This is a genomic window from Burkholderia metallica, assembly GCF_001718555.1.
Taxonomy (GTDB): domain Bacteria; phylum Pseudomonadota; class Gammaproteobacteria; order Burkholderiales; family Burkholderiaceae; genus Burkholderia; species Burkholderia metallica.
In genome coordinates, this window is the sequence record NZ_CP013403.1 from 1,420,437 (window position 1) to 1,446,629 (window position 26,193).

24 protein-coding genes are annotated in these 26,193 nt (G+C 66.4%); 15 read left to right on the forward strand and 9 right to left on the reverse strand.

The genetic code is table 11. The features are described 5' to 3' along the window. Positions 1-23: 23 nt before the first annotated feature. The 4 genes from WJ16_RS26000 to WJ16_RS26015 form a co-directional block, all read right to left on the reverse strand. Positions 24-1,358 carry a type II toxin-antitoxin system HipA family toxin gene (locus WJ16_RS26000; protein WP_069259907.1) on the reverse strand — a complete coding sequence of 445 codons (1,335 nt, stop codon included), beginning with the start codon at positions 1,356-1,358 and terminating at the stop codon, positions 24-26. A 2-nt stretch (positions 1,359-1,360) separates the two neighbouring features. Continuing rightward, entirely contained in the window at positions 1,361-1,783 is a 423-nt protein-coding gene (locus tag WJ16_RS26005; RefSeq protein WP_069259908.1) for a helix-turn-helix domain-containing protein, read from the reverse strand. A gap of 152 nt (positions 1,784-1,935) precedes the next feature. Then, positions 1,936-3,060, reverse strand: a complete 1,125-nt coding sequence (ribBA, locus tag WJ16_RS26010; RefSeq protein WP_069259909.1) for a bifunctional 3,4-dihydroxy-2-butanone-4-phosphate synthase/GTP cyclohydrolase II — start codon at positions 3,058-3,060, stop codon at positions 1,936-1,938. Then, a complete protein-coding gene (locus tag WJ16_RS26015; RefSeq protein ID WP_069259910.1) occupies positions 3,057-3,995 on the reverse strand; it encodes an alpha/beta hydrolase in 939 nt (312 codons plus the stop codon). The genes ribBA and WJ16_RS26015 overlap by 4 nt, the downstream gene beginning before the upstream one ends. Before the next feature lie 281 nt (positions 3,996-4,276). Between WJ16_RS26015 and WJ16_RS26020 the strand changes: the two genes are divergently transcribed. Further along, the gene (locus WJ16_RS26020; RefSeq protein ID WP_069259911.1) at positions 4,277-5,467 is read left to right on the forward strand and encodes a helix-turn-helix transcriptional regulator; all 1,191 of its coding nucleotides are present in this window, start codon (positions 4,277-4,279) and stop codon (positions 5,465-5,467) included. Between the two features lie 173 nt (positions 5,468-5,640). Here WJ16_RS26020 and WJ16_RS26025 read toward each other — a convergent pair whose 3' ends face one another. After that, complete coding sequence (locus WJ16_RS26025) at positions 5,641-6,270, reverse strand: TetR/AcrR family transcriptional regulator (RefSeq protein ID WP_069259912.1); 630 nt, start codon at positions 6,268-6,270, stop codon at positions 5,641-5,643. A 132-nt stretch (positions 6,271-6,402) separates the two neighbouring features. Here WJ16_RS26025 and WJ16_RS26030 point away from each other — a divergent pair, with 132 nt between their 5' ends. The 14 genes from WJ16_RS26030 (at position 6,403) to WJ16_RS26090 (ending at position 21,947) form a co-directional block, all read left to right on the forward strand. Further along, positions 6,403-7,485: an alkene reductase gene (locus WJ16_RS26030; RefSeq protein ID WP_069259913.1), complete on the forward strand. Its 1,083-nt coding sequence runs from the start codon at positions 6,403-6,405 to the stop codon at positions 7,483-7,485. 56 nt (positions 7,486-7,541) lie between these two features. Beyond that, positions 7,542-8,330 carry an SDR family NAD(P)-dependent oxidoreductase gene (locus WJ16_RS26035; protein ID WP_069259914.1) on the forward strand — a complete coding sequence of 263 codons (789 nt, stop codon included), beginning with the start codon at positions 7,542-7,544 and terminating at the stop codon, positions 8,328-8,330. A 37-nt stretch (positions 8,331-8,367) separates the two neighbouring features. Further along, positions 8,368-9,231, forward strand: a complete 864-nt coding sequence (locus tag WJ16_RS26040) for an alpha/beta fold hydrolase (RefSeq protein WP_069261138.1) — start codon at positions 8,368-8,370, stop codon at positions 9,229-9,231. 67 nt (positions 9,232-9,298) lie between these two features. Next, the gene (locus WJ16_RS26045; RefSeq protein WP_069261139.1) at positions 9,299-10,300 is read left to right on the forward strand and encodes an NADP-dependent oxidoreductase; all 1,002 of its coding nucleotides are present in this window, start codon (positions 9,299-9,301) and stop codon (positions 10,298-10,300) included. Between the two features lie 475 nt (positions 10,301-10,775). After that, positions 10,776-11,792 (forward strand): DNA-binding protein, encoded by a 1,017-nt coding sequence (locus WJ16_RS26050; protein ID WP_069259915.1) that lies wholly within the window; start codon positions 10,776-10,778, stop codon positions 11,790-11,792. A gap of 238 nt (positions 11,793-12,030) precedes the next feature. Next, positions 12,031-12,660 carry a TetR/AcrR family transcriptional regulator gene (locus WJ16_RS26055; RefSeq protein WP_069259916.1) on the forward strand — a complete coding sequence of 210 codons (630 nt, stop codon included), beginning with the start codon at positions 12,031-12,033 and terminating at the stop codon, positions 12,658-12,660. A 236-nt stretch (positions 12,661-12,896) separates the two neighbouring features. Further along, positions 12,897-13,955, forward strand: coding sequence for an NADP-dependent oxidoreductase (locus WJ16_RS26060; protein ID WP_069259917.1), 1,059 nt, complete (start codon positions 12,897-12,899; stop codon positions 13,953-13,955). 102 nt (positions 13,956-14,057) lie between these two features. Next, positions 14,058-14,357 (forward strand): putative quinol monooxygenase, encoded by a 300-nt coding sequence (locus WJ16_RS26065; protein ID WP_069259918.1) that lies wholly within the window; start codon positions 14,058-14,060, stop codon positions 14,355-14,357. 133 nt (positions 14,358-14,490) lie between these two features. Then, a complete protein-coding gene (locus WJ16_RS26070) occupies positions 14,491-14,946 on the forward strand; it encodes a (2Fe-2S)-binding protein (RefSeq protein WP_069259919.1) in 456 nt (151 codons plus the stop codon). Between the two features lies 1 nt (position 14,947). After that, positions 14,948-17,170, forward strand: a complete 2,223-nt coding sequence (locus tag WJ16_RS26075) for a xanthine dehydrogenase family protein molybdopterin-binding subunit (protein ID WP_069259920.1) — start codon at positions 14,948-14,950, stop codon at positions 17,168-17,170. Positions 17,171-17,184: 14 nt separating this feature from the next. Continuing rightward, the gene (locus tag WJ16_RS26080) at positions 17,185-18,483 is read left to right on the forward strand and encodes a c-type cytochrome (protein ID WP_069259921.1); all 1,299 of its coding nucleotides are present in this window, start codon (positions 17,185-17,187) and stop codon (positions 18,481-18,483) included. A 153-nt stretch (positions 18,484-18,636) separates the two neighbouring features. After that, a complete protein-coding gene (locus tag WJ16_RS26085; protein WP_069259922.1) occupies positions 18,637-20,082 on the forward strand; it encodes an NAD-dependent succinate-semialdehyde dehydrogenase in 1,446 nt (481 codons plus the stop codon). Between the two features lie 18 nt (positions 20,083-20,100). Next, positions 20,101-20,340 (forward strand): hypothetical protein, encoded by a 240-nt coding sequence (locus WJ16_RS35050; protein WP_157126865.1) that lies wholly within the window; start codon positions 20,101-20,103, stop codon positions 20,338-20,340. A 128-nt stretch (positions 20,341-20,468) separates the two neighbouring features. Continuing rightward, the gene (locus tag WJ16_RS26090) at positions 20,469-21,947 is read left to right on the forward strand and encodes a sensor domain-containing diguanylate cyclase (protein ID WP_069259923.1); all 1,479 of its coding nucleotides are present in this window, start codon (positions 20,469-20,471) and stop codon (positions 21,945-21,947) included. Between the two features lie 23 nt (positions 21,948-21,970). Here the strand turns inward: WJ16_RS26090 and WJ16_RS26095 are convergent, their stop codons facing one another. The 4 genes from WJ16_RS26095 to WJ16_RS26110 form a co-directional block, all read right to left on the reverse strand. Beyond that, complete coding sequence (locus tag WJ16_RS26095) at positions 21,971-22,600, reverse strand: energy transducer TonB (RefSeq protein WP_236858383.1); 630 nt, start codon at positions 22,598-22,600, stop codon at positions 21,971-21,973. A 94-nt stretch (positions 22,601-22,694) separates the two neighbouring features. Beyond that, positions 22,695-23,093, reverse strand: coding sequence for an ExbD/TolR family protein (locus tag WJ16_RS26100; protein ID WP_069259924.1), 399 nt, complete (start codon positions 23,091-23,093; stop codon positions 22,695-22,697). Then, positions 23,090-23,680 carry a MotA/TolQ/ExbB proton channel family protein gene (locus WJ16_RS26105; RefSeq protein ID WP_069259925.1) on the reverse strand — a complete coding sequence of 197 codons (591 nt, stop codon included), beginning with the start codon at positions 23,678-23,680 and terminating at the stop codon, positions 23,090-23,092. Before WJ16_RS26105 ends, WJ16_RS26100 begins: the two co-directional genes overlap by 4 nt. 26 nt (positions 23,681-23,706) lie before the next feature. After that, the gene (locus tag WJ16_RS26110; RefSeq protein ID WP_069259926.1) at positions 23,707-26,067 is read right to left on the reverse strand and encodes a TonB-dependent receptor; all 2,361 of its coding nucleotides are present in this window, start codon (positions 26,065-26,067) and stop codon (positions 23,707-23,709) included. Positions 26,068-26,193: the final 126 nt, after the last annotated feature.

The following is a 26,193-nucleotide window of genomic DNA, read 5'->3' on the forward strand; positions in this document are numbered from 1 at the left end:
CGCGCCGTGCGCGACGGCCGAGGCTACCCGGCGATGCGCAGCTTGACGCTCTGCCGGCGCATGCCGTCGAAGATCGCGTCCGCGACGTCCGCCGGAAAATCCGCCGGAATCTGGGCGGTGGCTTCGGCGATCGCGGGTTCCGTGCGCGCGACGACGGCCGCCATTGCGGCGCGCACGTCGTCTTCGGTCAGGCCGACGCGCCGGCCCTGCGCGATCCAGTGGCGCGGCTGGATCTCGCCGATCACGTAATGCCGGTTCTTCCCGCACACGGCCATCGCGAGCCGCGCGCGGCGCGGCGGCAGCTGGTTGCGACGCGTGCCGATGATCGGATGCGCGGACAGCACGTCGTACAGCGGCGTGCTGCGATACGTGTTGCCCGGCAGGTGCGTGATGCTGAAGTTCTTCGCATGGCCGTCGATGGCCGCCAGCACCCAGAACACGAGTTGCGCGACGAAGAAATTCATCCGGTCGTGCGCGGCGTCGGCCGAATTCGCGAGGATGCCCATGATCGTGTCGATGCCGGGGCCGCCGTCGGATTCGTATTTCGTGCCCGCCGGCGTGCCGGTCGCCTGGCACATGTCCTCCTGCGGCAGCCGCAGGATCCAAGTGCGGTCGCGCGAAGCGCGCCGGTCGAAGCGCTCGACGATCAGCGCCTTCTGGTCGTCGAACCGGCCGATCGCGCACGGCGCGACCGGCAGGCCGTACGCGGCGACGAGCTTCGAGCACAGCCATTCGTTTTCGACGGAGGTCCGCATGTCGGCCTGCATGTTCCCGACGCGCCCGAGCGGCAGCTTGAAAATATGCGTCGTCGGCGTGCTGCCCGACGGCCGCAGCCAGCGGTTTCCCTGACGCAGCAACGCTGTCTTTTCCTGCGCGCCGGCAATCGACAGGCGCAGGTCGCTTTCCGGCTCCGCGCGGCCCGGCAGCGGCGTGGCGGTCGCGTGGCGGAGCACGTCGGCGACGGCCGCGTCGTCGAGTATCTCGCCGTCGATCGTCTGGAGATCGACGGGCGTTTCGCCGGGCGGCAGCATCTGGATCGCGCCGACGCAATCGCGGCCGATCGATGCGAGCAACTCGAACGGCGCCGTCGAGCGGAGCCGGTAACGCTGCGCGATGCGACGGCGGATCGGTTCGCTGTCCGGCAGCAGGTTGTCGAAATAATCTGCGACGATCGCGCCCTGGTGCGGCTGGTTGCCGGGCGTGAAGGGCAGCGACAGCGACAGCGGCCGCCCTTGGCGGTCGTCGAGCCAGTCCGGCAGGTAGACGAGACGCTCGACGCCGCGCCGGACTTCCCAGTAGCCGACCGGAATGCCGTTCATCCACAGGTCGAGCCGGTCGTGACGGGCACGCGTGGCCATCGTCACCAGTCCTCGCGCTGCGACGCCCGCGGCTTGGCAGGTGCGGCGGTTGCGGACCGCTTGCGGGTGGCGCCGGTCCCGGGCGGGGCCGCCTTGACGGTGGGCGTGGTGCCGCGCATCGCTGCCGGCGTGCGTTTGCGCGCGGTTGGTTGGGAAGCCGCCGCCGCGGCATCAGGCGCGGGATCGGCCGATACCGCCGACAGGTCCTGCCCGGCCAGCGCGAGCGTCATGTGAACGCCGAGCGTATTCAGCACCTTGAAGAGCCGCTCGATGCTGACCGCCGACGGGTTGGCTTCGAGCTGCGCGTAGGATTGCTGCGTGACGCCCAGGCGGGCGGCCAGTTGTGCCTGCGTAAGCCCCGCGGCTTTCCGGAAGCCGACGAGTATCGGGCGCAGCTGGGTCAGGGTCTGGATCGGAAAGTCCATCGGGCGCTCCACGGGACGACAGGCGATCGTTTGTCATCGAAAAATACAGTCTATGGTATGTATCGTCAAAATACAAACCAAAACCTGTATTGACCAAAAACAAACGATAGCCTGTCAACCGGAGCGCCCGCCGATCCCCCTGCGTCAACGCGTCACGCTGCCCGCAGCGGGTTCGCGTGCGTGCCTCGCACGCTTTCCGGATCGTCGTCGCCGAGCGGAATGAACGCCATGATCTCCAGGTCGTGTCCCGACAGGGCGGGCAGCCGGAACGGGCTCGACAGCACGTTCAGCCGCCGCACGCCGAGCTCGCGCAGGATCTGCGAGCCGATCCCCGTCACGCGCCCGTCGCGGCGCGCAGGGGCCGCCGGCATCCGCATCGCGTCGCCGCGCATGTCGCAGTCGAGCAGCACCGCCACCCCGCAGCCGGCCGCGTCGATCCGTTGCAGCGCGGCGTGCAGCGGCCACGAATGCGCGGACGGCTCCGCATCGAGCAGGTCGAGCAGCGAATGGCATTCGTGCACGCGCGTCAGCACCGGCGTCGACGGGTCGAGCTCGCCGCGCACGAGCGCGAGATGCGGTGCGCCGTGCACGGTGTCGCGATACTCGATCGCGCGGAATCGTCCCCACGGCGTATGCAGCGGCCGCTCGCCGACGCGTTCGACGAGCGATTCGTGTTCGCGGCGGTAGTGGATCAGGTCGGCGATCGTGCCGATCTTCAGCCCGTGCTGCGCGGCGAACGCCTTCAGCTCGGGCAGCCGCGCCATCGTGCCGTCGTCGTTCATCACCTCGCAGATCACCGACGCGGGTGTGAGCCCGGCGAGCGCCGCGAGATCGCAGCCGGCCTCGGTATGCCCGGCGCGCACCAGCACGCCGCCCGGGCGCGCGGCGATCGGGAACACGTGGCCGGGCTGGACGAGATCGTCCGGGCGGGCGCCGGCCCGCACCGCCGTGCGGATCGTATGCGCACGATCGGCCGCCGAAATGCCGGTCGTCACGCCTTCGGCCGCCTCGATGCTGACGGTGAACGCGGTGCCGAACGGCGTGCCGTTGCAATCGGCCATCGGCGGCAGCCGCAACCGCTCGCAGTGCGCCGCGGTCAGCGTCAGGCAGATCAGCCCGCGCCCGAAACGCGCCATGAAATTGATCGCGTCGGGCGTCACGTGATCGGCTGCGATCACGAGATCGCCTTCATTCTCGCGATCCTCTTCGTCGACGAGCAGGACCATCCGGCCCGCACGCAACTCGTCGACGATCTCCAGCGTGCCGGCGAGCGTCATCGTGCCTCCGTCGCGTCGAACGCACGGCGCAGCGCGTCGGCCCCGAAGCTCAGCACGCGGTCGGCCGCATCGATCGCGCCGAGCATGCTCGCGAAACCGTGAAGCTGGCCCGGCCAGCGCACGAGCGTCACCGGTGTGCCGGCCTGCGCGAGCCGCAGCGCATACGCTTCGGCTTCGTCGCGCAGCGGATCGAATTCGGCGCTGACGATCGTCGCCGGCGCCGCGCCCGCGACATCCGGGGCGGCGAGCGGGCTCGCAAGCGGCGACGCGCGATCGGCGCCGTCGTCGAAATAGTGGTGCTTGAACCAGCGCATCATCTCCGCCGTCAGGAAGTAGCCGCTGCCGAGCGTTTCGTACGACGGATGCTCGGTCGCGCAATCGACGACCGGGTACAGCAGCAACTGGTGCACGATCGCGATGCCCGAGCCGCGCAACTGCAGCGCGGCGACTGCCGCCAGATTGCCGCCCGCGCTATCGCCGGCGACCGCCACCGCGCCGGCGCGTGCGCCGAGATCGCGCGCACTGGCGGCGGCCCAGCGCACGGCGTCGCAGGCGTCGTGTGCGGCGGCCGGAAAGCGCGCCTCGGGCGCGAGCCGGTAGTCGACCGACAGCACGAGCGTGCGCGCACGCGCCGCGAGGCTGCGGCACAGGTTCGCGTGCGAATCGATGCCGCACGATACGAAGCCGCCGCCGTGGAAGAACACGGTCAGCGGCAACGGCCCGTCGGCAGCAGGCCGATACAGCCGCGCGGCCAAACGGCGGCCCGACGCGGGAATCTGCCAGTCCTCTTCGGCGGCGACGGCATCGCCCGCGGCGAATGCGCCGCCGGCGGCAAGGCTCGCGCGATACGCGGGAACGGTGAGCTGGGCGAAGTCGATCGCGGGTGCCTGGGCGAACGCGGCGAGCAGCGCCTGCGCCTGTGGGTCGAGCGGCATGGGGACTCCTGTCTGAATCGGATGCGGTTTGAATCAGGTAAACCCGTGTCGCGGTTTTCCCTGAGTCCGCGCCGGACGCTTGCCGGCACGGCCTGACGGGCATTCCAGCGCAGCAGGCACGACGCCACATCACCCGATCGGACGATGGTCGGTTCGTCCGAATGGCCAATTCTCACCATTCAGTAAATCTCCCGATGACGCGCGAATTTAGACGCGTCTTAATCATGGCGGCGCGATTGGGTCGCGCCGGAAACATGTCGTATGGAGGATGGAGCGTGCTGATGGAGACGAGATGGGCTCCGCAAGAGAGCCAGGCAACCAGTGACGAGGCCGACATCGGCGTCGCGGATTTCAGCGAGCTGATGGCGCGCATCTATCAGGGGCCGCTGGAGACGCCGCCGTGGGCCGGTGCGCTCGAACTGGTGCGCCGCTGGCTGCAGGCGAATTACGTGACGCTGATCCTGCGCGCGGCTGCGAGCGATCGCCGCGCGCCGCTGTCCGTGCACGCGTCGGAGTTCGGCCCGGTCGTTCCGGGCGACGGCGAGGCGTCGTACAACAACTACTACTATTCGCTCGACCCGTTCGTCGGCCTGCCGGCCGATCGCGTGGTCACGGTCGACGACGTGTTCGGCGACACGGGCTGGCTGTCGAGCGAGCTGTACAAGCAGTTCCTGAAGCCGCAGGACGTGCGCTACATCCTCGGCGCCGACCTGCGCACGCCGTCGGGCGTCGAGTGCCGCTTCCGCGTGTGCCGCAACCATGCGTCGAAGCAGTTCTCCGCGCGCGACAAGGCAATCTGCGCGTTGCTGCTGCCGCATCTGAAGCGCGCGGTGGAACTGCATTCGCGGCTCGACACGGCGGAGGTCGAGCGTTCGATCTATGCGAACGCGATCAACCGGATGCAGATCGGCACGATCACGCTCGACGAGAACGGCACGATCATCGACCTGAACAGCGTAGCCGACGAGATCCTCAGGCAGAACAACGGTCTGACGATTGCGCGCGGCACTATCGAGGCGACCGACGCACAGGAGAACCGTACGCTGAAGCGGCTGATCCGCCACGCGGTGATGGGGCACCACGGCACGGCCGCGGCGACTGTCGAAGCGATGCCGATCACGCGCAGTTTCGACAAGCCGCGCCTCGGGCTGCTGGTGCGCACCGTGCTGCTGTCCGACTGGTCGGAGGACAACAAGCGGCGGCCGGCCGTCACGCTGTTCCTGCGCGATCCCGACCGCAAGCCGCAGGGCGCGCAGGAAATCATCCGCAAGCTGTTCGACCTGACGCCCGCCGAGACGTCGCTCGCGCTGCTGCTGACGAACGGGCTGACGCTCGAGGAAGCGGCCGAGGAGTCGGGGATCAGCAAGAACACCGCGCGCACGCATCTGCGCGCGATCTTCTCGAAGACGGGCGTCACGCGCCAGGCGACGCTCGTGCGGATTCTGCTCGGGAGCGTGGTGCCGCTAGGGTAAGCGGCTCACCATGTCGATTCATCGGAACCGGCCATATTCGTCCGGCGAACCATCGACAGCGGTCAACGCGTTGCGTGCCGCGTGTCGGTGTGCCGTCAGGAATCGGTGATTAGAGACATCCCCCGTTCCGTGAAATGCAAAGTCGTCCAGTACGCGGCTATCGGCGCCCCATGTCACGTTTGCTTAGCGGGGCTGTGGTTACCATGATCGTGCGCCGGTTCGCGTGCTGTCGCCGACGGCCCCAGTGTCGCGAGAATCTTGTCGCGACATACCGTCAGGATTTCGTCGGCCAGTTGAGAGTCATCCGGGCACGCCCGCGACAACACAATCGCGCCAACCGCATGCGCCATGATGTCGAGGCAGTTGGCTCGGGCCTCGGCCGAGTCTGCACCGTCTGACGAATCACGTTCTCGGACCAACGCCGCCAGCAGTCTTTCGATGCCGTCCGCGAATGTGGCCCGGACCGCTTCAGGTTGACGTGCGGCATCCCCGCCCAGCGCTGCCATCGTGCAGCCGGTTGCGCGTGAGTCGCGGTGCTCGCGCGCGAGATACAGCCGCACGAACTCCGACGGGTCCACACCAGCGGTCAGCGCGACGGTCTGCGCCATGCCGCAGGCCGCCGATTCCGCCATCAGATCGGTCTTTGAGCGGAAGTGCTTGTAGAAGCCGCCGTGGGTGAAACCAGCTGTGCCCATCAGATCCGCCACTCCGACCCCATCAAAACCGCGCTCCCTGAACAGCGTCGACGCTGTTTCAACAACGTGGGCCCGATTGGCCTGGGCCTGTGCCTTGGTGACTTTCACTTTTCCTCTCCGTGGGCGCGTTCCTGTCTGATGGCCTGACTATACATTGATGTTGATCGTCATCAAAGCATTGACACTTTAGATTATGGTCGTCATCATTGAGCCATTCCCACCATTCGACGCTGGAACGACATGTCAGAGAAATCGCTTTTCGAGCCGTACGCCCTCGGTGGCCTGACGCTCACCAATCGCATCGTCATGGCACCGTTGACTCGCAACCGTGCCGGCGCCGGGCTGGTGCCCAGCGAGCTTGCCGCAACCTACTACGCGCAGCGCGCGTCGGCCGGCCTGATCATCACCGAGGCCACTCAGGTTTCGGCCCAGGCTCAGGGCTATCAGGACACGCCGGGCCTGTACACGCCGGAGCAGGTCGCTGGCTGGCGGAAGGTCACGGACGCCGTCCATGCGAAGGGCGGACGCATCTTCGTGCAGCTCTGGCATGTGGGCCGCGTCTCGCACACCGACCTGCAACCTGGCGGTACGGCGCCGGTCGCGCCTTCCGCCATCCGCGCCGAAACGAAGACTTTCGTCAATAACGGCTTTGCCGACGTGTCCGAGCCGCGCGCGCTGGAACTGGCCGAGCTGCCGGGCATCGTGAACGACTTTCGACAGGCTGCGGCCAACGCGATTGCCGCCGGTTTCGACGGCGTGGAAATTCACGGCGCCAACGGATATCTGCTGGAACAGTTCATCAAGGACGGGGCCAACCATCGCACCGACGACTACGGCGGCTCGATCGAGAACCGTGCGCGCCTGCTGCTCGAAGTGGTCGCCGCCGTGGTTAAGGAAATCGGCGCAGAGCGCACGGGCGTGCGCATCTCGCCCGTTTCGCCGGCCAACGGCATTTCCTGCAGCGATCCGCAAGCGCAGTACGACTACGTCGCCGAACAGCTCAGCGCGCAGGGCATCGTCTATCTGCACGTGGTCGAAGGCGCGACTGGCGGCCCACGCGATGTTGCGGCATTCGACTATGACGCGCTGCGTCGCCGTTTCAGGCAGACCTATCTGGCCAACAACGGCTACGACCTGGAATTCGCCACCACTCAACTCAAAGAGGGCAGAGCCGACTTGTTCGCGTTCGGCCGTCCGTTTATCGGCAACCCGGACCTGGTCGAACGCCTGAAGCACGGCGCACCCCTGACGCAGTTCAACCCGGCGACGCTCTATGGCGGCGGCGCGGTGGGTTACATCGATTACCCGACGATTTCCGGCTAAGGCTCGCGCTCCTGATCGAGCCCCCGCCAGAAGAACCCTTGCAAAGGAAAGTACCCATGACCACGCTTCCGACAGTCCTCATCACTGGCGCCTCCAGCGGCATCGGTGCCACCTACGCCGAGCGCTTCGCTCGGCGTGGCCATGACCTCGTTCTCGTCGCCCGCGACAAGGCGCGACTCGATGCGTTGGCAGCGCGCCTGCGGGAGGAAACCGGTGTGGCGGTAGACGTGCTGCAGGCCGACCTGACCCAGTCCACCGATCTGTCCGCGCTCGAGGCTCGTCTGCGCGATGACGATCGAATAGGAATTCTGATCAACAATGCCGGCGTGGCTCAGTCGGGCGGCTTGCTGCAGCAAACCCCTGAAAGCATCGAACACCTGATCACGCTCAACACGACGGCGCTGACGAGGCTCGCAGCGGCGGTCGCGCCACGCTTCGTGCAGGCCGGTAACGGCTCGATCGTCAACATTGGCTCGGTGGTAGGTTTCGCGCCCGAGTTCGGCATGTCGATCTACGGCGCGACCAAGGCGTTCGTGCTGTTCCTGTCGCAGGGCCTGAATCTCGAGTTGTCACCCAAGGGGGTTTACGTGCAGGCCGTCCTGCCGGCGGCGACGCGCACGGAGATCTGGGAGCGCGCCGGGGTCGACGTGAACACGCTGCCCGAGGTGATGGAGGTGGGCGAGTTGGTTGATGCCGCACTGATCGGGTTCGACCGTCGCGAACGGGTCACGATCCCGCCGCTCCACGTAGCTGGGCGGTGGGACGCGCTGGATGGCGCTCGCCAGGGACTGCTATCGGACATTCGACAGGCACACGCGGCCGAGCGTTATCAGATCCGCGCCTGACCATTCAATGCTGACGCGCGCAGTCGAAGAGTGAATGATGAAGAGCATCAACCCGGACACCCAATCGACGACGTCGTATGCGCGGGCACCGAACAAGTTCGTCAACGCGGCTGGAACCCGGTTCGCCTACCGTGAACTGGGTCCGCACGGCGGCATTCCTTTGGTTTTGCTGAACCATTGGGGCGCCGTGCTGGACAACTTCGACCCGCGCATCGTCGATGGCTTGGCTCAGAAACATCGCGTCATCGCCATCGACTATCGAGGAATTGGCTTATCCGGTGGCGTCGCGCCCGTGACCGTGGACGAAATGGCGCGCGACACCATCGCGCTGATTCGCGCAATGGGTTTCGATCGAGTCGATCTGCTCGGCTTCTCGCTTGGCGGCTTCGTCGCGCAGGACGTGGCGCTCAAGGCACCGGGCCTGGTGCGCAAGCTCATACTCACTGGCACGGGCCCCGCCGGCGGTCACGGGATTGATCGTGTGGGCACCGTGTCCTGGCCACTCATGCTCAAAGGCCTGCTGACGCTGCGCGATCCGAAGGCGTATCTGTTCTTCACGTCGACAACCAACGGCCAGCGCGCGGCAAGCGCCTTCTTGAAACGGTTGAAGGAACGTGAGGCTGGCCGCGACAAGGGGCCGACACCTCGCGCCTTCCTTCGTCAACTCAAGGCGATCAAGGCGTGGGGCCGGCAAGCGCCACAGGATCTCGCCAGCCTGCCCATGCCTGTCCTGATCGCCAATGGGGATAACGACATCATGGTGCCCACCGCGCTCAGCCACGATATGGGCCGCCGCATCCACCAGGCGCAACTCGTCATTTATCAGGACGCCGGCCACGGCGGAATCTTCCAGCATCACACCAGCTTCGTACCCATGGCACTGGAATTTCTATCGGAATGAACACCTTGTGGACCAGAGGCGTATGAAGTTTCTCGCGAATACAACGCACCATCGGAGCAAGTGCAACATGAAAGCACTCACATTCAAGCGCTATGGCAAATCACCCGAGATCGGGTTCGCCGAAGTGCCGCGCCCCACGCTCGAGCCCGACGAACTGCTGGTCGAGGTTCACGCCGCGGGGGTGAACCCGATCGACAACATGATTCCAACGGGAATGTTCAAACCCGTCTTGAAGGTCCAACTGCCCGCGACCATCGGCAGCGATCTGGCCGGCATCGTGATCGATGTCGGCAGCCGCGTCACTCGCTTCAAGAAAGGCGACGCCATCTTTGCAAGTCTGTTCGACCTTGGAAGAGGATCTATCGCAGAGTACGCAGTGGTACCGGAGAGCGCTGCAGCCCCGAAACCGGTCAACCTGGACTTCGTGCAGGCCGCCTCGGTCCCAATGGTCGGCCTCACTTCATGGCAAGCACTGAAGGAGCGTGCCAATCTTCAGCCGGGTCAGAAGGTGTTCATTCCTGCGGGGTCCGGCGGTATTGGAACGTTTGCGATCCAACTGGCCAAATATTTCGGCGCCGAGGTGGGAACCAATACCAGCACGGGTAATATCCCGTTGGTGAAAAGCCTGAGCGCGGACGAAGTAATCGACTACAAGAAGCAAGCGTTCGAGAAAGTGCTGCGCGACTACGATGTGGTGCTTGGCACGATTAGAGGTGACGCGGTTGAAAAATCGGTAGGAATCTTGAAGCAGGGCGGGAAGATCGTCTCTCTTATCGGTCCGCTGGACGCAGCGTTCGCCCGTGCTCGCGGGCTGAACTTCGTCCTGAAGTTTGTATTCGGTCTGATGAGCCGCAAGATCATGCGCCTTGCGAGGAAGCGGGATGTCACCTACTCATTTCTCTTCGTACGCCCCGACGGCGCTCAACTTGCCGAGATCGGCAAACTGCTCGAATCCGAACGTATCCATCCTGTGATTGACAAGGTGTTTCCGTTTGAACAAGCAAAGGAATCGCTTGAGTACCTAGCGCAAGGACGCGCGAAGGGTAAAGTCGTGGTCAAGGTCAAGTAAGGTCCGCACGCTCGAAATTCGTCCGTGCGACGGCGACACGTCGCGTTCCGCACGATTGAGGGTGCGACGAAAAGCATCGCTTCCTGCATACGCTCGCCGCTTCTCACGGATGCGCGCGAACTCTCCTGCTCCTCACGCTCCCCGGCGCGGATGTACTCATCCCTCCGCGCGTTGACAGTTTGATTTTCCATGACGAAGACCGGGCGAGGAGGGAGGCGGAAGCCTCCTCGACTATATGGCAATGCGGCGCTGCGCCCCGCGATTCGAGGCGGCCGCGCGTTCATCGTACGAGCCACCCGTAGGCATGGTTACAAAGCAATTACAAGATCGTGCAAATGGACGCTTCGATTCCACATGCCATGCCAACCGCCAGTCATCTCGACATTATAGAAATAATGTCAAATTAATCGCTCGGTAGAATTGGATATTTAACGGTTTACGTTATATTATTTACGAAATTTCCACCGAGTCCGCCATGTCCGATCTCGCCGCCGACGAATCCCGCCTGATCGCTGAAATCGAGCGCCTCAAGGCCGACTTCCCGAAAACTCGCGAGCTGTACCGCGAAGCCTGCGCGCTGCTGTTTTTCCGCTTCGGCATCACGCCGACCGCGAACCGCCTGTACCAGCTCGTTCGCAAGGGCAGCATGAGCACGCCGACGGCCGTCCTCGGCGAGTTCTGGGCCGAGCTGCGGGAAAAGAGTCGCGTGCGCATCGAGCATCCCGACCTGCCGGCCGATCTGCAGGCGGCCGCTGGTGAACTCGTTGCCGCGCTGTGGAATCGGTCGAGCACCGCCGCGTCGGCCGCGCTCGATGCGCTGCGCGCGGAGGTCGAAGCCGAGCGGGCGGCGGCGCATGCGGACGTGGCGACGCTGCGGGCAGCACTGGCCCGCACCGAAGCCGCGCTGGAGCAACGCACGGCCGCACTGCTGGCCGCGCAGGTGCGCATTCAGGAACTGGAGCAGGCGAGGGCGGCAGACGGCGCATCGCGACAGGCGCTGCAAGCGGAGCTCGAACGCCTCGCGGCCGACAACGCGGAAGGCGACCGCGCACTCTCGCAGGCGCGTGCGGATTTCACCGCCCAGCTCGACCGGCTGCGCGATGACGCCGGCCGGGCCGAGGAACGCTTGCGCGCGTCGGAGAAACGGGCGCTTCAGGAGATCGATCGCGAGCGGCTTGCAGCCGCACGGCTGCAAAAGGAACTCGACGCGATGACATCGCGCAGCGAGCAGCGCGATGCGCAGCAGCGCAAAGACGTGGCGGCATTACAGGCGCAACTGGGCGATGCGCTGCATCGATGCGGCGTGCTTCAGGGGCAGCTCGACGGCACGCGGGCGGCCGACGCGGCGCGCAGCAAGGAACTCGAGACGCTGCGGCGCGAGATGGCGGTGCTCGCGCGCCGGGCGCCGCTGCGGGGCGCCAAGGCAGCGCCTGCCGCGGAGCGGGACGAGCGGAGGGCGCGTACGCGAGCGTCGCCGACTGGGCCGCGTTGACGGCGTTGAACCTGATCGAGCGGACTGCGATCCCGTCGTTGCGAATGGGGCGCGTACGCGGCGCCGGCCGCGGCGAACGACGAACGGCGACGCGCCGGCCGGATTGCCGTCGCCGCCGCAGGAAGCCGGCATACCGACGCGCATTTGGGCACCCGGCGGGGATCGGGTAAAGTGCCGCTCAACATGCCGGATCGACGTTACTAGACGACCGGTCTAATCGTTGCTAACATACGCCATCATGAATGCATCTTCAGGCGCGGAAGTCCGCCAGCACATCCTGGATATCGCGAAGCCGATCATGCTCCACAAGGGGTTTTCGGCGGTCGGTCTGAACGAGATTCTCGCTGCGGCGGGCATCCCGAAGGGCTCGTTCTACCATTACTTCGGCTCGAAAGAGGCATTCGGCGAAGCGCTGCTCGAATCGTATTTCGACGGCTATCTCGCGCATCTCGACAACCTGCTCAAGCAACAGGCCGGCACGGGCGCCGAGCGTCTGATGACGTACTGGCGCAACTGGCTGCACACGCAATGCGCGGACGATCCGGAAGGCAAGTGCCTCGCGGTGAAGCTCGGCGCGGAAGTGTCGGACCTGTCGGAAGCGATGCGCACGGTGCTGCGGCAGGGCACGAGCCAGATCATCGAGCGGCTCGCGGGCGGCATCGAGGCCGGGCTGGCCGACGGCTCGCTGAGCGGGGTCGCCGATCCGTCGTACACGGCCGCGATACTCTACGAGTTGTGGCTGGGCGCGACGCTGCTGGAAAAGATTCACCGCAACCGCAAACCGCTCGAAAGGGCGATGGTCGAAACACGGCGCATGCTGAACCTGCCACCGATCGAGCCCATCGAGCCGGGCAGTACGCAGTCGTAATCCGGGCGCGCGTCGGCGCGCCTTGTTTTTACCTTCAATCTAGACGACTGGTCTACTCAAATTCGCATGACGAACGTGCCACGCCGCGTTACGCTGTCCCGATCGATTCACCCGCACGCATACGCAGTTGCGACGACCTGGGCGCCGACGCTGTCGCCCGCGTGCGTCTTCTGCTGATCCATCCCTGATCCGCTCGTGCCCACGAAGCACGTCCATTCCTGTTGACGGAGGCTCACATGCCGCAAAGCAAGACCGCAAACCGCCAGATCATCCTGAATTCGCGCCCGGTCGGCGCGCCGACGCCGGACAACTTCCGCACCGAATCCGGCGCCGTGCCGACGCCCGGCGCCGGCCAGGTGCTGCTGCGCACGGTCTGGTTGTCGCTCGATCCGTACATGCGCGGCCGGATGAGCGACGCGCCGTCCTATGCGCCGCCCGCCGAACTCGGCCAGCCGATGGTCGGCGGCACGGTCAGCCAGGTCGTGTCGTCGAACCTGCCGGCGTTCCGCGAAGGCGATCTCGTCGTGGCCGGGGCCGGCTGGCAGGACTATGCGCTGTCCGACGGCCGCGACCTGATTCCGCTCGGCCGCGATTTCGCGCATCCGTCGTATGCGCTCGGCGTGCTCGGCATGCCGGGCTTCACCGCCTATACGGGCCTGCTGAAGATCGGCGAGCCGAAGGCCGGCGAAACCGTGGTCGTCGCGGCGGCGAGCGGTGCGGTCGGCGCGGTGGTCGGCCAGATCGCCAGGCTGAAGGGCTGCCGCGTGGTCGGCGTCGCGGGCGGCGCCGACAAGTGCGCGTACGTGACCGAAACGCTCGGCTTCGACGCATGCGTCGACCATCGCGACCCGGCGTTCGCCGCGAAGCTGAAGGACGCGTGCCCCAACGGCATCGACGTCTATTTCGAGAACGTCGGCGGCGCCGTGTTCGACGCGGTGTGGCCGCTGCTGAACGACCATGCGCGCGTGCCGGTGTGCGGGATCATCGCGCATTACAACGACGCAGCCTACGACGACAAGGCCGTGTCGACCGGCCGTGACCGCGTGCCGGCGCTGATGGGCACGATCCTGCGCAAGCGCATCCGGATGCAGGGTTTCATCATCCTGGATCACTATGCAACGGGCTATGCACCGTTCATGAGGGAAATGGGCGAGTGGGTCGCGCAGGGCAAGGTGAAGACGCTCGAGGACGTCGTCCCGGATCTCGCCGATGCACCGGAAGCACTGATTGGCTTGCTCGCCGGCAAGAATTTCGGCAAGGTCGTCGTGCGCGTGGGCCCGGACGAACTGGCCTGACACGACCGTACCGGCTTGCAGTACCGAACGGCCGCGTGCCGGCATCGCCATGACGCCGGCACGCGGCCTTCCCGATTTCGTTGTTTCGACAGGAGTGACAAGATGGCGCTTCACGTGATTGCTTCGCTGTTCGTGAAACCCGAATACGCGCAGGCCGCCGAGGACGAACTGCGCAGCATGGTCGGCAAGACGCGCGCCGAACCGGGCAACCGGCGCTACGATCTGTTCCGCGAGCAGGGCGGCTCGCCCAACCTGCATCTGTACGAAATCTACGACGACCAGGCCGCGTTCGACGCGCACCTCGCGAGCCCGTATTTCGTCGAATTCCGCACGAAGTCGGCCGACTGGTTCACGGCGCCGCCGGTCATCAAGGCGCTGTCGGGCATCGACGTCGCCGAGTAACCCTGCAATCTCCGTCGCGGCCCGCTCCCACCCGGGCCGCGCGGCATCCGCCGCACGACGTGCGGCGGCGATGACGACACGACGCGGCGCATCGTACGCGCCGTTCCCCCAATACACCGGCCCCGGAGGCTGAATGATCACCCTCAATATCAACGGCGAAGCCCGCTCGGTCGACGCCCCCGACGACATGCCCTTGCTCTGGGTGCTGCGCGACGTCGTCGGCCTCACCGGCACGAAGTTCGGCTGCGGGATCGCGCAATGCGGCGCGTGCACCGTGCATCTCGATGGCGTCGCCGCGCGCTCGTGCGTGCTGCCGGTCGCCGCCGTCGCGGGCCGCAAGATCACGACGATCGAAGCCGTCGGAGCGACGCCGGCCGGCCACAAGGTCCAGCAGGCATGGCGCGAGCTCGACGTCGTCCAGTGCGGCTACTGCCAGTCGGGACAGGTGATGGCCGCCACCGCGCTGATCGCATCGAACCCGAACCCGAGCGATGCCGACATCGACGCCGCGATGGCCGGCAATATCTGCCGCTGCGGCACCTACCACCGGATTCGCGCGGCCGTGAAGCAAGCCGCGAAGGAGGCGTGACATGTCGCGAGGACTGATCGAAGCAGGTCGGGCCGGCGCGGGCGTGTCGCGCCGCTCGTTCCTCAAGCTCGGCATGTCGCTGGGCGCGGCGGCCGGTGGCGGATTGCTGCTCGGCTTCAGCCTGCCGGCCGCGGGCGACGATGCGCGCCGTTCGGTGATCGGCGGCGATGCGGCGGAACCCGCGCAGCCGGGCGTGTTCGCACCGAACGCGTTCGTGCAGATCGACCGCGCCGGCAAGGTCACGCTGGTGATGCCGAAGGTCGAGATGGGGCAAGGCGTCTACACGTCGCTGCCGATGCTGATCGCCGAGGAACTCGAGGTGCCGCTGTCGAGCGTGACGCTCGACCATGCGCCGCCGAACGAGAAGCTGTTCCTCGATCCGCTGCTCGGCGGCCAGCTCACCGGCGGCTCGACGTCGGTGCGCTATGCGTGGGAACCGATGCGGCGTGCCGGCGCGACCGCACGCACGCTGCTGGTCACGGCTGCCGCGAAGCAATGGAATGTCGATCCGGCCACCTGCGTCGCCGCGAACGGCGAAGTGCAGCATCCGCCGAGCGGCCGGCGCGCGTCGTACGGCCAGCTCGCCGACGCCGCGGCGAAGCTGCCGGTGCCGAAGGACGTCCCGCTGAAGAAGCCGGCGGATTTCAAGCTGGTGGGCACGCCCGCGAAGCGGCTCGATTCGCCGGAAAAGGTCGACGGTACCGCGCAGTTCGGGCTCGACGTGCGCGTGCCCGGCATGCTGTACGCGGTGATCGTGAACAGCCCGGTGTTCGGCGGCACGGTCGCGAGCGTCGACGATACGGCCGCGAAGACGATCCCCGGCGTGCGCCAGGTCGTGCGCGTCGACAACGCGGTGGCGGTGGTCGGCGATCACACGTGGGCCGCGAAGCGCGGCGCATCGGCGCTCGTCGTGAAGTGGAACGAAGGCGCGGGCGCGAAGGTGTCGACGAAGGACCTGTTCGCGGATCTCGCGCAGGCGGCGGCGAACGGCAAGGGCGCGGTCGCGCGCAAGGAAGGCGACGTCGGCAACGCATTCGCGAACGCGAAGACGCGTGTCGACGCCGTCTACGAACAGCCGCTGCTCGCGCACGCGACGATGGAACCCGTGAACTGCACGGTGCACGTGCGCGGCGACGGCTGCGAGATCTGGGTCGGCACGCAGGTGCCGACGCGGGCGCGCGATACGGTGCAGCAACTGACCGGGCTCGCGCCGGAGAAGATCGTCGTGCACAACCACCTGCTCGGCGGCGGCTTCGGGCGGCGGCTCGAAACCGACATGATCGGCCAGGCCGTGAAGATCGGCAAACAGGTCGGCGCGCCGGTGAAGGTGATCTGGACGCGCGAGGAAGACGTCCAGCACGACATGTACCGGCCGTGCTACTACGACAAGATCTCGGCCGGCCTCGACGCCAACGGCAAGCCGATCGCGTGGCAGCACCGGATCGTCGGTTCGTCGATCATGGCGCGTTTCGCACCGCCCGCGTTCCAGAACGGCGTCGATCCGGATGCGGTCGAGGTCGCGGCCGAGCTGCCGTACGACCTGCCGAACCAGCTGGTCGACTACGTGCGCCAGGAGCCGCGACACGTGCCGACCGCGTTCTGGCGCGGCGTCGGCCCGACGCGGGGCACGTTCGTGGTCGAGAGCTTCATCGACGAGCTGGCCGCGCAGACCAAGACCGACCCCGTGCAATACCGCCGCGCGCTGCTCGGCAAGACGCCGCGCGCGCTCAACGTGCTCGACGTCGCGACGAAGGCGGCCGGCTGGGGCGGCCCGTCGCTGCCGAAGGGGCAGGGCCGCGGCGTGTCGGTGATGCACGCGTTCGGCAGCTTCTTCTCGATCGTCGTCGACGTCGCGGTGGACAACGGCGAGGTGCTGGTGAAGCGTGTCGTGTGCGCGGTCGACTGCGGCATGTACGTGAACCCGAACACGATCGAGGCGCAGGTGCAGGGTGGCATCATCTTCGGGATCACGGGCGCGCTGTACGGCGAAATCACGATCGAGGACGGTCGCGTCGTGCAGACCAACTTCACCGACTACCGGATGCTGCGGATCAACGAGACGCCGCCGATCGAGGTCCATCTGGTGAAAAGCGGCGAAGCACCGGGCGGGATCGGCGAACCGGGCACGGCCGCGACGGCCGCGGCGCTGTCGAACGCGATCTTCGCGGCTACCGGCAAGCGGCTGCGCAAGCTGCCGGTCGGCGCCCAGTTGAAGACGGCGTAAGGGGAGGCACAACCATGCGAAACATCACCCTGAACGGGTTCGGCGCGTCGTTGCTCACCGTCTCGGCGCTGCTCGCCGGCACGGCCGCCCATGCGGCGCAGACGGCACCGGCCGACAGCGCGCTCGTCGCGCGCGGCGCGTATCTCGCGAAAGCGGGCGACTGCGTCGCGTGCCACACCGCGCCGCGCGGCACGCCGTTCGCCGGCGGCTTGAAGATGGTCACGCCGATGGGCGCGATCTACACGACCAACATCACGCCCGATCCGGAGACGGGCATCGGCGGCTATACCGAAGCCGAGTTCGCCGGCGCGTTGCGCAAGGGCGTCGCGAAGGACGGCCACAACCTGTACCCGGCGATGCCGTATCCGTCGTACGCGAAGCTGAAGGACGACGACGTGAAGGCGCTGTACGCGTACTTCATGCACGGTGTCGAGCCGGTGAAGCAGGCCAACCGGCCGTCCGACATCCCGTGGCCGCTCAACATGCGCTGGCCGCTCGCGTTGTGGAACATGGTGTTCCTCGACACGACGCCGTACGCGGACAAACCGGCCAAGGACGCGATGTGGAACCGCGGCGCGTATCTGGTGCAGGGGCTCGGGCACTGCGGGTCGTGCCACACGCCGCGCGGTGTCGGCTTCCAGGAGAAGGCGCTCGACGAAGGGGGCGCCGCGTTCCTGTCGGGCGCGCCGATCGACAACTGGTTCGCGTCGAACCTGACCGGCGAGCACAACACGGGGCTCGGCCGCTGGAACGAGGCCGAGGTCGCGCAGTTCCTGAAGACCGGCGCGAACCGCCATGCGACCGCGTTCGGCTCGATGGTCAGCGTGATCAATCACAGCACGCAGGCGCTTTCCGACGACGATCTGACGGCGATTTCCCGTTACCTGAAATCGTTGCCGGCCGCGGGCGGCACGGGCGCGCCGCCTTACAGCTATGATCCGAAGGCGACGCAGGCCGCGCTGGGCCGGCCGGCAGCCGATCCGGGCGCGAAGGTGTATAACGCTTACTGCCTGCATTGCCACGGAGCGGACGGGCGCGGCTATGCGCCGCTGCTCGCGCCGCTCGCCGGCAATCCGAACGTGCTCGAAACCGATGCGTCGTCGCTGATCAACGTGACGCTGAACGGCAGCGACACGCTCGTGATCGGCGGCGTGCCGTCCGCGTATCCGATGCCGGCGTTCTCGAACCAGTTGAACGACCGGCAGATCGCCGACGTGCTGACGTTCATGCGCGCCGGCTGGAACAACGGCGCGCCGGCCGTGCAGGCGGCGGACGTCGCGAAACTCCGCAAGGCGACGGCGGCCGCGCGCTGAGCGCGGCCGCGTACGAAACGACGGCGGGCCCGCGTGCCCGCCGTCGACGCTGCCGGGCGCGTGCCTGCCCCGGCGGCCTGGCTGTTTCTGTCAACCGGCGTGCGGCCGTTCGCGGCCGCGCGCGTTTTATCGACGCAATGTAGGGGTGTCTGGATGGCTAACGTGACTTATACGGATACGCAACTGCTGATCGACGGCGAGTGGGTCGACGCCGCGAGCGGCAAGACGATCGACGTCGTGAACCCGGCGACCGGCAAGCCGATCGGCAAGGTGGCCCACGCGGGTATCGCCGATCTCGACCGTGCACTCGCCGCCGCGCAGCGCGGCTTCGAAGCGTGGCGCAAGGTGCCCGCGCACGAGCGCGCGGCGACGATGCGCAAGGCGGCCGCGCTGGTGCGCGAACGCGCCGACGCGATCGCGCAGCTGATGACGCAGGAGCAGGGCAAGCCGCTCACCGAAGCGCGCGTCGAAGTGCTGTCGGCCGCCGACATCATCGAATGGTTCGCGGACGAAGGCCGCCGCGTGTACGGCCGGATCGTGCCGCCGCGCAACCTCGGCGCGCAGCAGACCGTCGTGAAGGAGCCGGTCGGCCCGGTCGCCGCGTTCACGCCGTGGAATTTCCCGGTCAACCAGGTCGTGCGCAAGCTGAGCGCCGCGCTGGCAACCGGCTGCTCGTTCCTCGTGAAAGCGCCGGAAGAAACGCCGGCATCGCCGGCCGCGCTGCTGCGCGCATTCGTCGACGCGGGCGTGCCGGCCGGCGTGATCGGCCTCGTGTACGGCGATCCCGCTGAAATTTCGTCGTACCTGATTCCGCACCCGGTGATCCGCAAGGTCACGTTCACGGGGTCGACGCCGGTCGGCAAGCAGCTTGCCGCGATGGCCGGCCTTCACATGAAGCGCGCGACGATGGAACTGGGCGGCCACGCGCCGGTGATCGTCGCGGAAGACGCCGATGTCGCGCTCGCGGTGAAGGCCGCCGGCGGCGCGAAGTTCCGCAATGCGGGGCAGGTGTGCATTTCGCCGACGCGCTTCCTCGTGCACAACAGCATCCGCGACGAATTCACGCGCGCGCTGGTCAAGCATGCGGAAGGGCTGAAGGTCGGCAACGGCCTCGAAGAAGGCACGACGCTCGGCGCGCTCGCGAATCCGCGCCGGCTGACCGCGATGGCGTCGGTCGTCGACAACGCGCGCAAGGTCGGCGCGCGCATCGAAACCGGCGGCGAACGGATCGGCGCGGAAGGCAACTTCTTCGCCCCGACCGTGATCGCGGACGTGCCGCTCGAAGCGGACGTGTTCAACAACGAGCCGTTCGGCCCGGTCGCGGCGATCCGCGGCTTCGACAAGCTCGAAGAGGCGATCGCGGAAGCGAACCGTCTGCCGTTCGGTCTCGCCGGCTATGCGTTCACGCGTTCGTTCGCGAACGTGCACCTGCTCACGCAGCGCCTCGAAGTCGGGATGCTGTGGATCAACCAGCCGGCCACGCCGTGGCCGGAAATGCCGTTCGGCGGCGTGAAGGACTCGGGCTACGGGTCGGAGGGCGGGCCGGAGGCGCTGGAGCCGTACCTCGTCACGAAGTCGGTGACGGTGATGGCCGTCTGACGGTCGTCGATCGATCGCGTGCGCGGCACCGAGGGCATCGCGCACTCGATCGGCGCGGGCCGGGCGGTAGCCCGGTTTCCCGCTTTCCTGCCAGCCGTGCATTCGAACGGCAACCACCCGGCTATTTCAATACGCGTGCCACTGCGGATCGATTGTTTCGATTCCGTCATCGGCCACGACATACGCCACACCGCGAATGGCGCCGGCACCCGGCGCCTGCGCGATCGGGACACGATCTGCCCGACGGCGCTCGGGTGACGTCGCCAGCCACCTGACAAGTACGGACTGCACCTCGTACCCGAGTGCCGCACTTTTTGGTATAGGTTGTTCAGACGAAACCATAACGGCCGGGGGCGTCAGCGTCGGCCCAAACTGAGAGGAAACGGATGCATCCGCGCTCGGCAGCGCCGTACTACGTTGTGCTCGCGGGGACCTTGATAGCGTGCGCGCTGATGGGCCTCTGCGTGTTGCAGTTGTTTCAGAGCCGTCACGATGCGCTCGATCGCGCACGCGATACGTCGCGCAATCTCGCGCTCGTCGCCGAGCGCGACATCGAACGCAATATCGAACTGTACGGCCTGTCGCTGGACGCGGTGATCCAGGGTCTCCAGCGGCCGGACGTGATGGCGGCCTCGCCGTCCTTGCGGCGCAGCATCCTGTTCGACCACGCGATGACCGCGCAATTTCTCGGCTCGATGCTCGTGCTGGATTCGGCGGGCAACATCATCCTCGACTCGGCCAACGACGTGCCGCGAAAGGGCAACTTCGGCGACCGCAAATACTTTACGGTTCACCGCGACAATCCGAATGCCGGGCTGTACATCAGCGATCCGTTTGAATCCCGCCTGCGCGGCGGCGCGCTCAGCGTGGCGCTGACACGCCGCGTGTCGAATCCGGACGGCTCGTTCGGCGGCATCGTGATCATCGCGGTCAATCTCGAATATTTCCACACGCTGTTCGCCGGGCTCGCGCTCGGCTCGCACGGCGCGATTTCGCTGATCGGCACGGACGGCATCATGTTCATGCGCCAGCCGTACGACGTGCACACCATCGGTCGCGACATCAGCCATGCGGCGACGTTTCGCCACTTCCTGAGCGCGCCGGAAGGCTCGTTCCTCGAAACCTCGACGATCGACAACGTGCGCCGCCTGTACTACTTCAAGACGCTGCCGCACCTGCCGCTGATCATCATGGTCGCCGAGGCGGAGCAGGACATCTACGCCGCCTGGCGGCACCGCGCGATCACGATCGGCGCGCTGGTGGCGACCTTCGGCGCGGCGTTCATCGTGCTGTCGTTTTTGCTGGGCACCCAGCTGCGGCGCCGGATGCGGGCCGAATCCGAGCTGGTCATGCTCGCGCGCACCGACGGCCTCACCGGGCTCAACAATCGCCGCTCGTTCGGGGAAGTGCTGGACCGCGAATGGCGTCGCGCGCGCCGTGCCCGCTCGGTGTTTTCGCTGCTGTTCGTCGACGTCGACCGCTTCAAGGCCTACAACGACACCTATGGGCACCAGGCCGGCGACGACGCGCTGGCGGCCGTTGCGCGATGCATCGGCGACAACATCCGGCGGCCCGCGGACACCGCGGCCCGCTATGGCGGCGAGGAATTCGTCGTGATCCTGCCCGATACGCCGGCGACGGGCGCGACCGAGATCGCCGAGCGCATTCGTGCCGCCATCGACGGGCTCGCGATCGAACATGCGGAAAGCGAATTCGGGCGCGTCACCGCGAGCATCGGCGTCGCAAGCTGGGCGCCCGGGCAGGACGGGGAAGTCGAGTCGGTGATCAAGGCCGCCGACGAGGCGCTGTACCACGCGAAGGAAACGGGGCGCAACAAGGTCGCGTCGCATGAAGCGGGCGCCTGACGCCCCCGCCGGCACGCATCCGCTCAGTTCACGTTGAAATGCACGCGCACGTCCTGTTGGCTCTCGACAGGATGCCCGTTTTCCATCGCCGGGAAAAAGCGCCATCGACGCAGCGTCTCGAGCAGGATTTGATTGAGTCGCGGATTCTGCGTCGGTTTGACGAGTGCGATGTCGAACGTGCCGTCTGTGTGGACATGAAAGCGCGCGACCGCCATCGCCTGATATCCCTGCTCGCGCAAATCGTCGGGGAGTTCGGGCAGCGGCTGCGAAATCAGACGGGCCTGCGCATTGCCCGCCGACGTTGATTGCGTCGCGGCGGCCTCCGCTTTCGTCGCGGAGGCCGGCCGCGCATCGTCGAGTGTCGCCTGCGCGGTGTGTGTCTCCGTCGACGCACGCGGTGGTTGCGTCGGCAGCGTGTCGGGCGATGAAACGGGATCGAACCGCTTCACGGCGGCCGCAGGCCGAACCGGCGCGAGCACGTGCGTTGGCCGTGGCGGCACCGGCTTCGGTACGGTCTTTTCCATGGGTGCCGCTTTCGATTCCGCATGCGTCGTGGGTGGCGCACTGGGCGGTAGTTCAACCACCTGCATCTGAATTGAATCCGGGGCGCGTGGAGCCGGTTCGTCGCCGGAGAACAGCCGCGTCGAACTCACGAGAAACGCGCCCCACAGCACGGCGGCGAGCGCAATCGTTCCCGCGAACCGATACCCGGGCGAATCGAGCGGCGAACCGGATTCAAGCGGGTTCCTAGTCACGATGAACCGCGACGAGAAAATGCTCGGCCCCGGCCCGCCGGGCTTCGAGCATCGCCTTCACGACGATGCCGTGCGTCGCGCCGTCGTCTGCTGCGATCACGATGTCGTGATTCCGTCCGAGCAGACGCGCGACGGCATCGTTTACATGGTCGAGCGGCACAGGTTGCTGATTGACGAAGATCTGGTTCGTCCGGTTCACGGATAGCGTCAAGGGCCGATCCGCCTGCAACTGCTGCGCGCGTCCGCGCGGCAGATCGATCCCGAGCGCGTCGAGACGTTGCATCGCGAGCGATGTCAGCATGAACGTCGCGAGCAGGAAAAACATCACGTCGATCATCGGAATGATCTCGATCCGGCCGCGCTTCGACGCGCGCGAGCGGCGCAGCTTCATGACGACGCTCCCGCCTGCTCACGCGCAAGCCGCAACTCCGCAAGCCGTTCGTTCGCAAGCGATTCGAGATCGTCCATCAGCCTGTCGACGCGCCGCGAAAAGTAGTTGAACGCGAACAGCGAGACGAGCGCGATGACGAGGCCGATCGCGGTCGCGACGAGCGCTTGCGCGATACCGCCCGACACACCGGCGGGACTCACGAGCCCGTCGCCGCCAATGAGCCGGAACGAATGCATCATCCCGACGATCGTGCCGAGCAGGCCGAGCAGAGGAGCAGCCGTCACAATCGTCTCGAGCAGCCACAGGCCGCGGCTCATGTCGCGCTCGATCTGCTGGGCGGCGGCCTCGAGCTTCGCCTCGACGTGCCACAGCGGCGTCGCGCCGTGATCGAAAATCACGGCGAGCCGTTGCATCACGTGCCGGTCCGGCAGCGTCGGCGCGGCGCCGACCCGACCGCTCGCATGGCGCCAGAACACATAGGCGCGGTCGAGCACGATCGTGAGCGCGATAACCGCGAGCACGCTGAGCGGATAAACGACCCAGCCGCCGATGCGCAGCGCATCGGCGAGACCAGCCCATTCGTTCATGGTGTCACCTCGTTCAAGTCGGGGAATCAGAAGTGCTTGGTCAGGCCGGCATAGATCGCGCGCCGCGGTCCGAATTGCGGCGCGCCCACGCCGATGCCCGAGCCGTCCCGCAGTTGATAGACGCGGCCGAACGTGTTGACGAGCGCGACGCGCGCGTCGAATTTGCCGACGATCGGTTCCTCGAAGTGCTCGAGCACGCCGAGATTGACCTGTGCGTACCAGGGCAGGCGATCGGTATTCGCAAAGCCGCTGCGCAGGCCGCTTCCGACGAGGCCGTCGGCGCTGAAGGTCGTCTTGCCGAGCGTATATGCGCCGCCGAACGATGCCGTGATGCGCTGATCGTGATCGAGATAGACCCAATTGTTCGCGATGTAAGCGAGCTCGTCGGGACCGAAGTTGAATTGCGCGGATTCGATGTTCTTGCCCTGAGCGCGGCTATACGCGACGTTCAGGTATGCGGAAACGTTGCCCTGCTTGTAGCTCGACGTGAATTCGAGACCGTATACGCGACCGTACTGGTAGTTGAACGGCGTGAAGATCAGCGCGCTGCCGAACTGGCCTTCGTCCAGCAGATCGGACACCTTCTTGTAGTACGCGTCGAGTCCGACCGTGAGTGCCGGCGTGAGTCGCTGCGCGATGCCGACGTCGAAATAGTGGCTGCGCTCCGGCTTGACCGGATCGTTCTGCGCGCTCGGGCTCTGGTTCGTCGTTCCATTGAACGTGCCGATCGTCGAATCGGACACAAGTTCAAACGCCGGCGGCGTGAAATAACGCGTGTAGCCTGCATGCAACGTCGTCGATTCGGTCGGCCGGTAGACGAGGCCGATACGCGGACTCAACTGGCCGGCCTGAACGTATTCGCTCATGCGATCGATACGCAGTCCGTAGTTCAGCGTCAGCTTCGGCGTGATCTTCCACTCGTCCTGCGCATAGAGGCTGTAGAGATAGCCGGACTTGTCGTGCGAGTCCGAAATCGTGGTCGGCTGATCCGACAGCTGATTGCCGTCGGCATCGACCGGAAATACGGCGACGCTGTCGTTGAACGACGCGTGCTCGCGCTCGAACATCATGCCGGCGCGCAACGTATGACTGTCGTTCAGGCGATAGGTGAAGTCCGCCTGGACGCCGTTCGCCCGGTTGCTGTGGAAATCGTCGGACGCGACGCCGTTGAAAATCAGATCGCCGACCGGATCAGGATTGAATTTCGTGCGCGTGTAGCGCGTGAACAGCGCGACCTGATAGTCGAGTGCGCCGCCGTTCGTGCCTTGCAGCGCGAACACCGCGAAATTGTTCAGTTCCGCCTGCGTCTCGTTGAGCGCGGCCGAGTCGAATGTCGAGTTTCCGTTGAGCGTGAACGCCGGCGCGATGCCGGGTGTGTTCGGGATCTCGAAGCGGTTGCTCGTTGCGCCGAACATCACGCTCGCGCGCGTGAGCGGATTCAGCAGATACGAGATGTAGCCGAACGCGTTGCCTTGCCGCGTGTGGTCGTGCAGCGGATTCCCGTTCGACGTCGGCGCCTCGATGCCGAGATTGTTTTCGCCGAGCGTGCCGGAAAAGTAATAGCTGAGCGGGCCGGTCGAACCAAATACGTCGGCGCTCGTCTGGAGCGTTTGATGGCTGCCGCCGTAGACGTCGATCGTGCCGCCGTTACCGGTGTCGCCGGACTTCGTGCGGATGTCGACGACGCCGGCCGTCCGATAGCCGTATTGCGCGGGCAGCGCGCCGGTGACGAAGTTCACCTGGTCGATGATCCGCGTGTCGAGCGACTGGCCGAAGCCGCTGATCGGCTCGGGGATGATGATGCCATTCAGCCGGTACTGCAGGTTCGCGTGATCGCCGCGCACGTGCAATTGACCGAATGAATCGTAGGCCACCCCCGGCGCTTGCAGCAGCACCTGGTTGAGCGGCGTGTTCTCGCCTTGGGGCAGCGTCTCGATGTCGGCCTGCGAAAATCGGTAGACGCTTGCGCCGACGTCCGGCAGCAGTCCATTGCGCGCGCGATCGAGCCGTTTCGCGTTGACCGTCACGTCGAGCGCGCCGGCGTCCTTGCCGAGTTTGACGTCGAGCGGCGCGGGCGTCTGGCCCGGCGCGACCGTCGCGATGCTCGTGCCGGTCGCATAACCGGCGGCGTCGACGACTGCCGCATAGGTGCCGGGCGCGACATTGTCGAACCGGAAGCGGCCGTCGGCGCCGGACTGCACGTGCGCAACCGCGTGGCCATCGGCGTCCTGTAGCGCGACGCGGGCATGGGCGAGCGCGTGACCTTGCACATCGGCGACGGTGCCGGCGAGCGTGGTGCCGGCGTCGGCCGCAAAAGCTTCGGCCTGGAGGAACGCAGTGAATGCCAGGACGGCAGCCCGGGACAGGAGCAAGCGATGGAGGTTCATGGTGTGCTTCGGGATGGGGGTCGTTTTTTTCCCGCAAGAGCACGCTGAAAGGCATATCGAAACGATTTGAAATGTTATAACATATCATTTCCGATGCGCCATTTCCCGTCTACGGGAAGCTTCTTG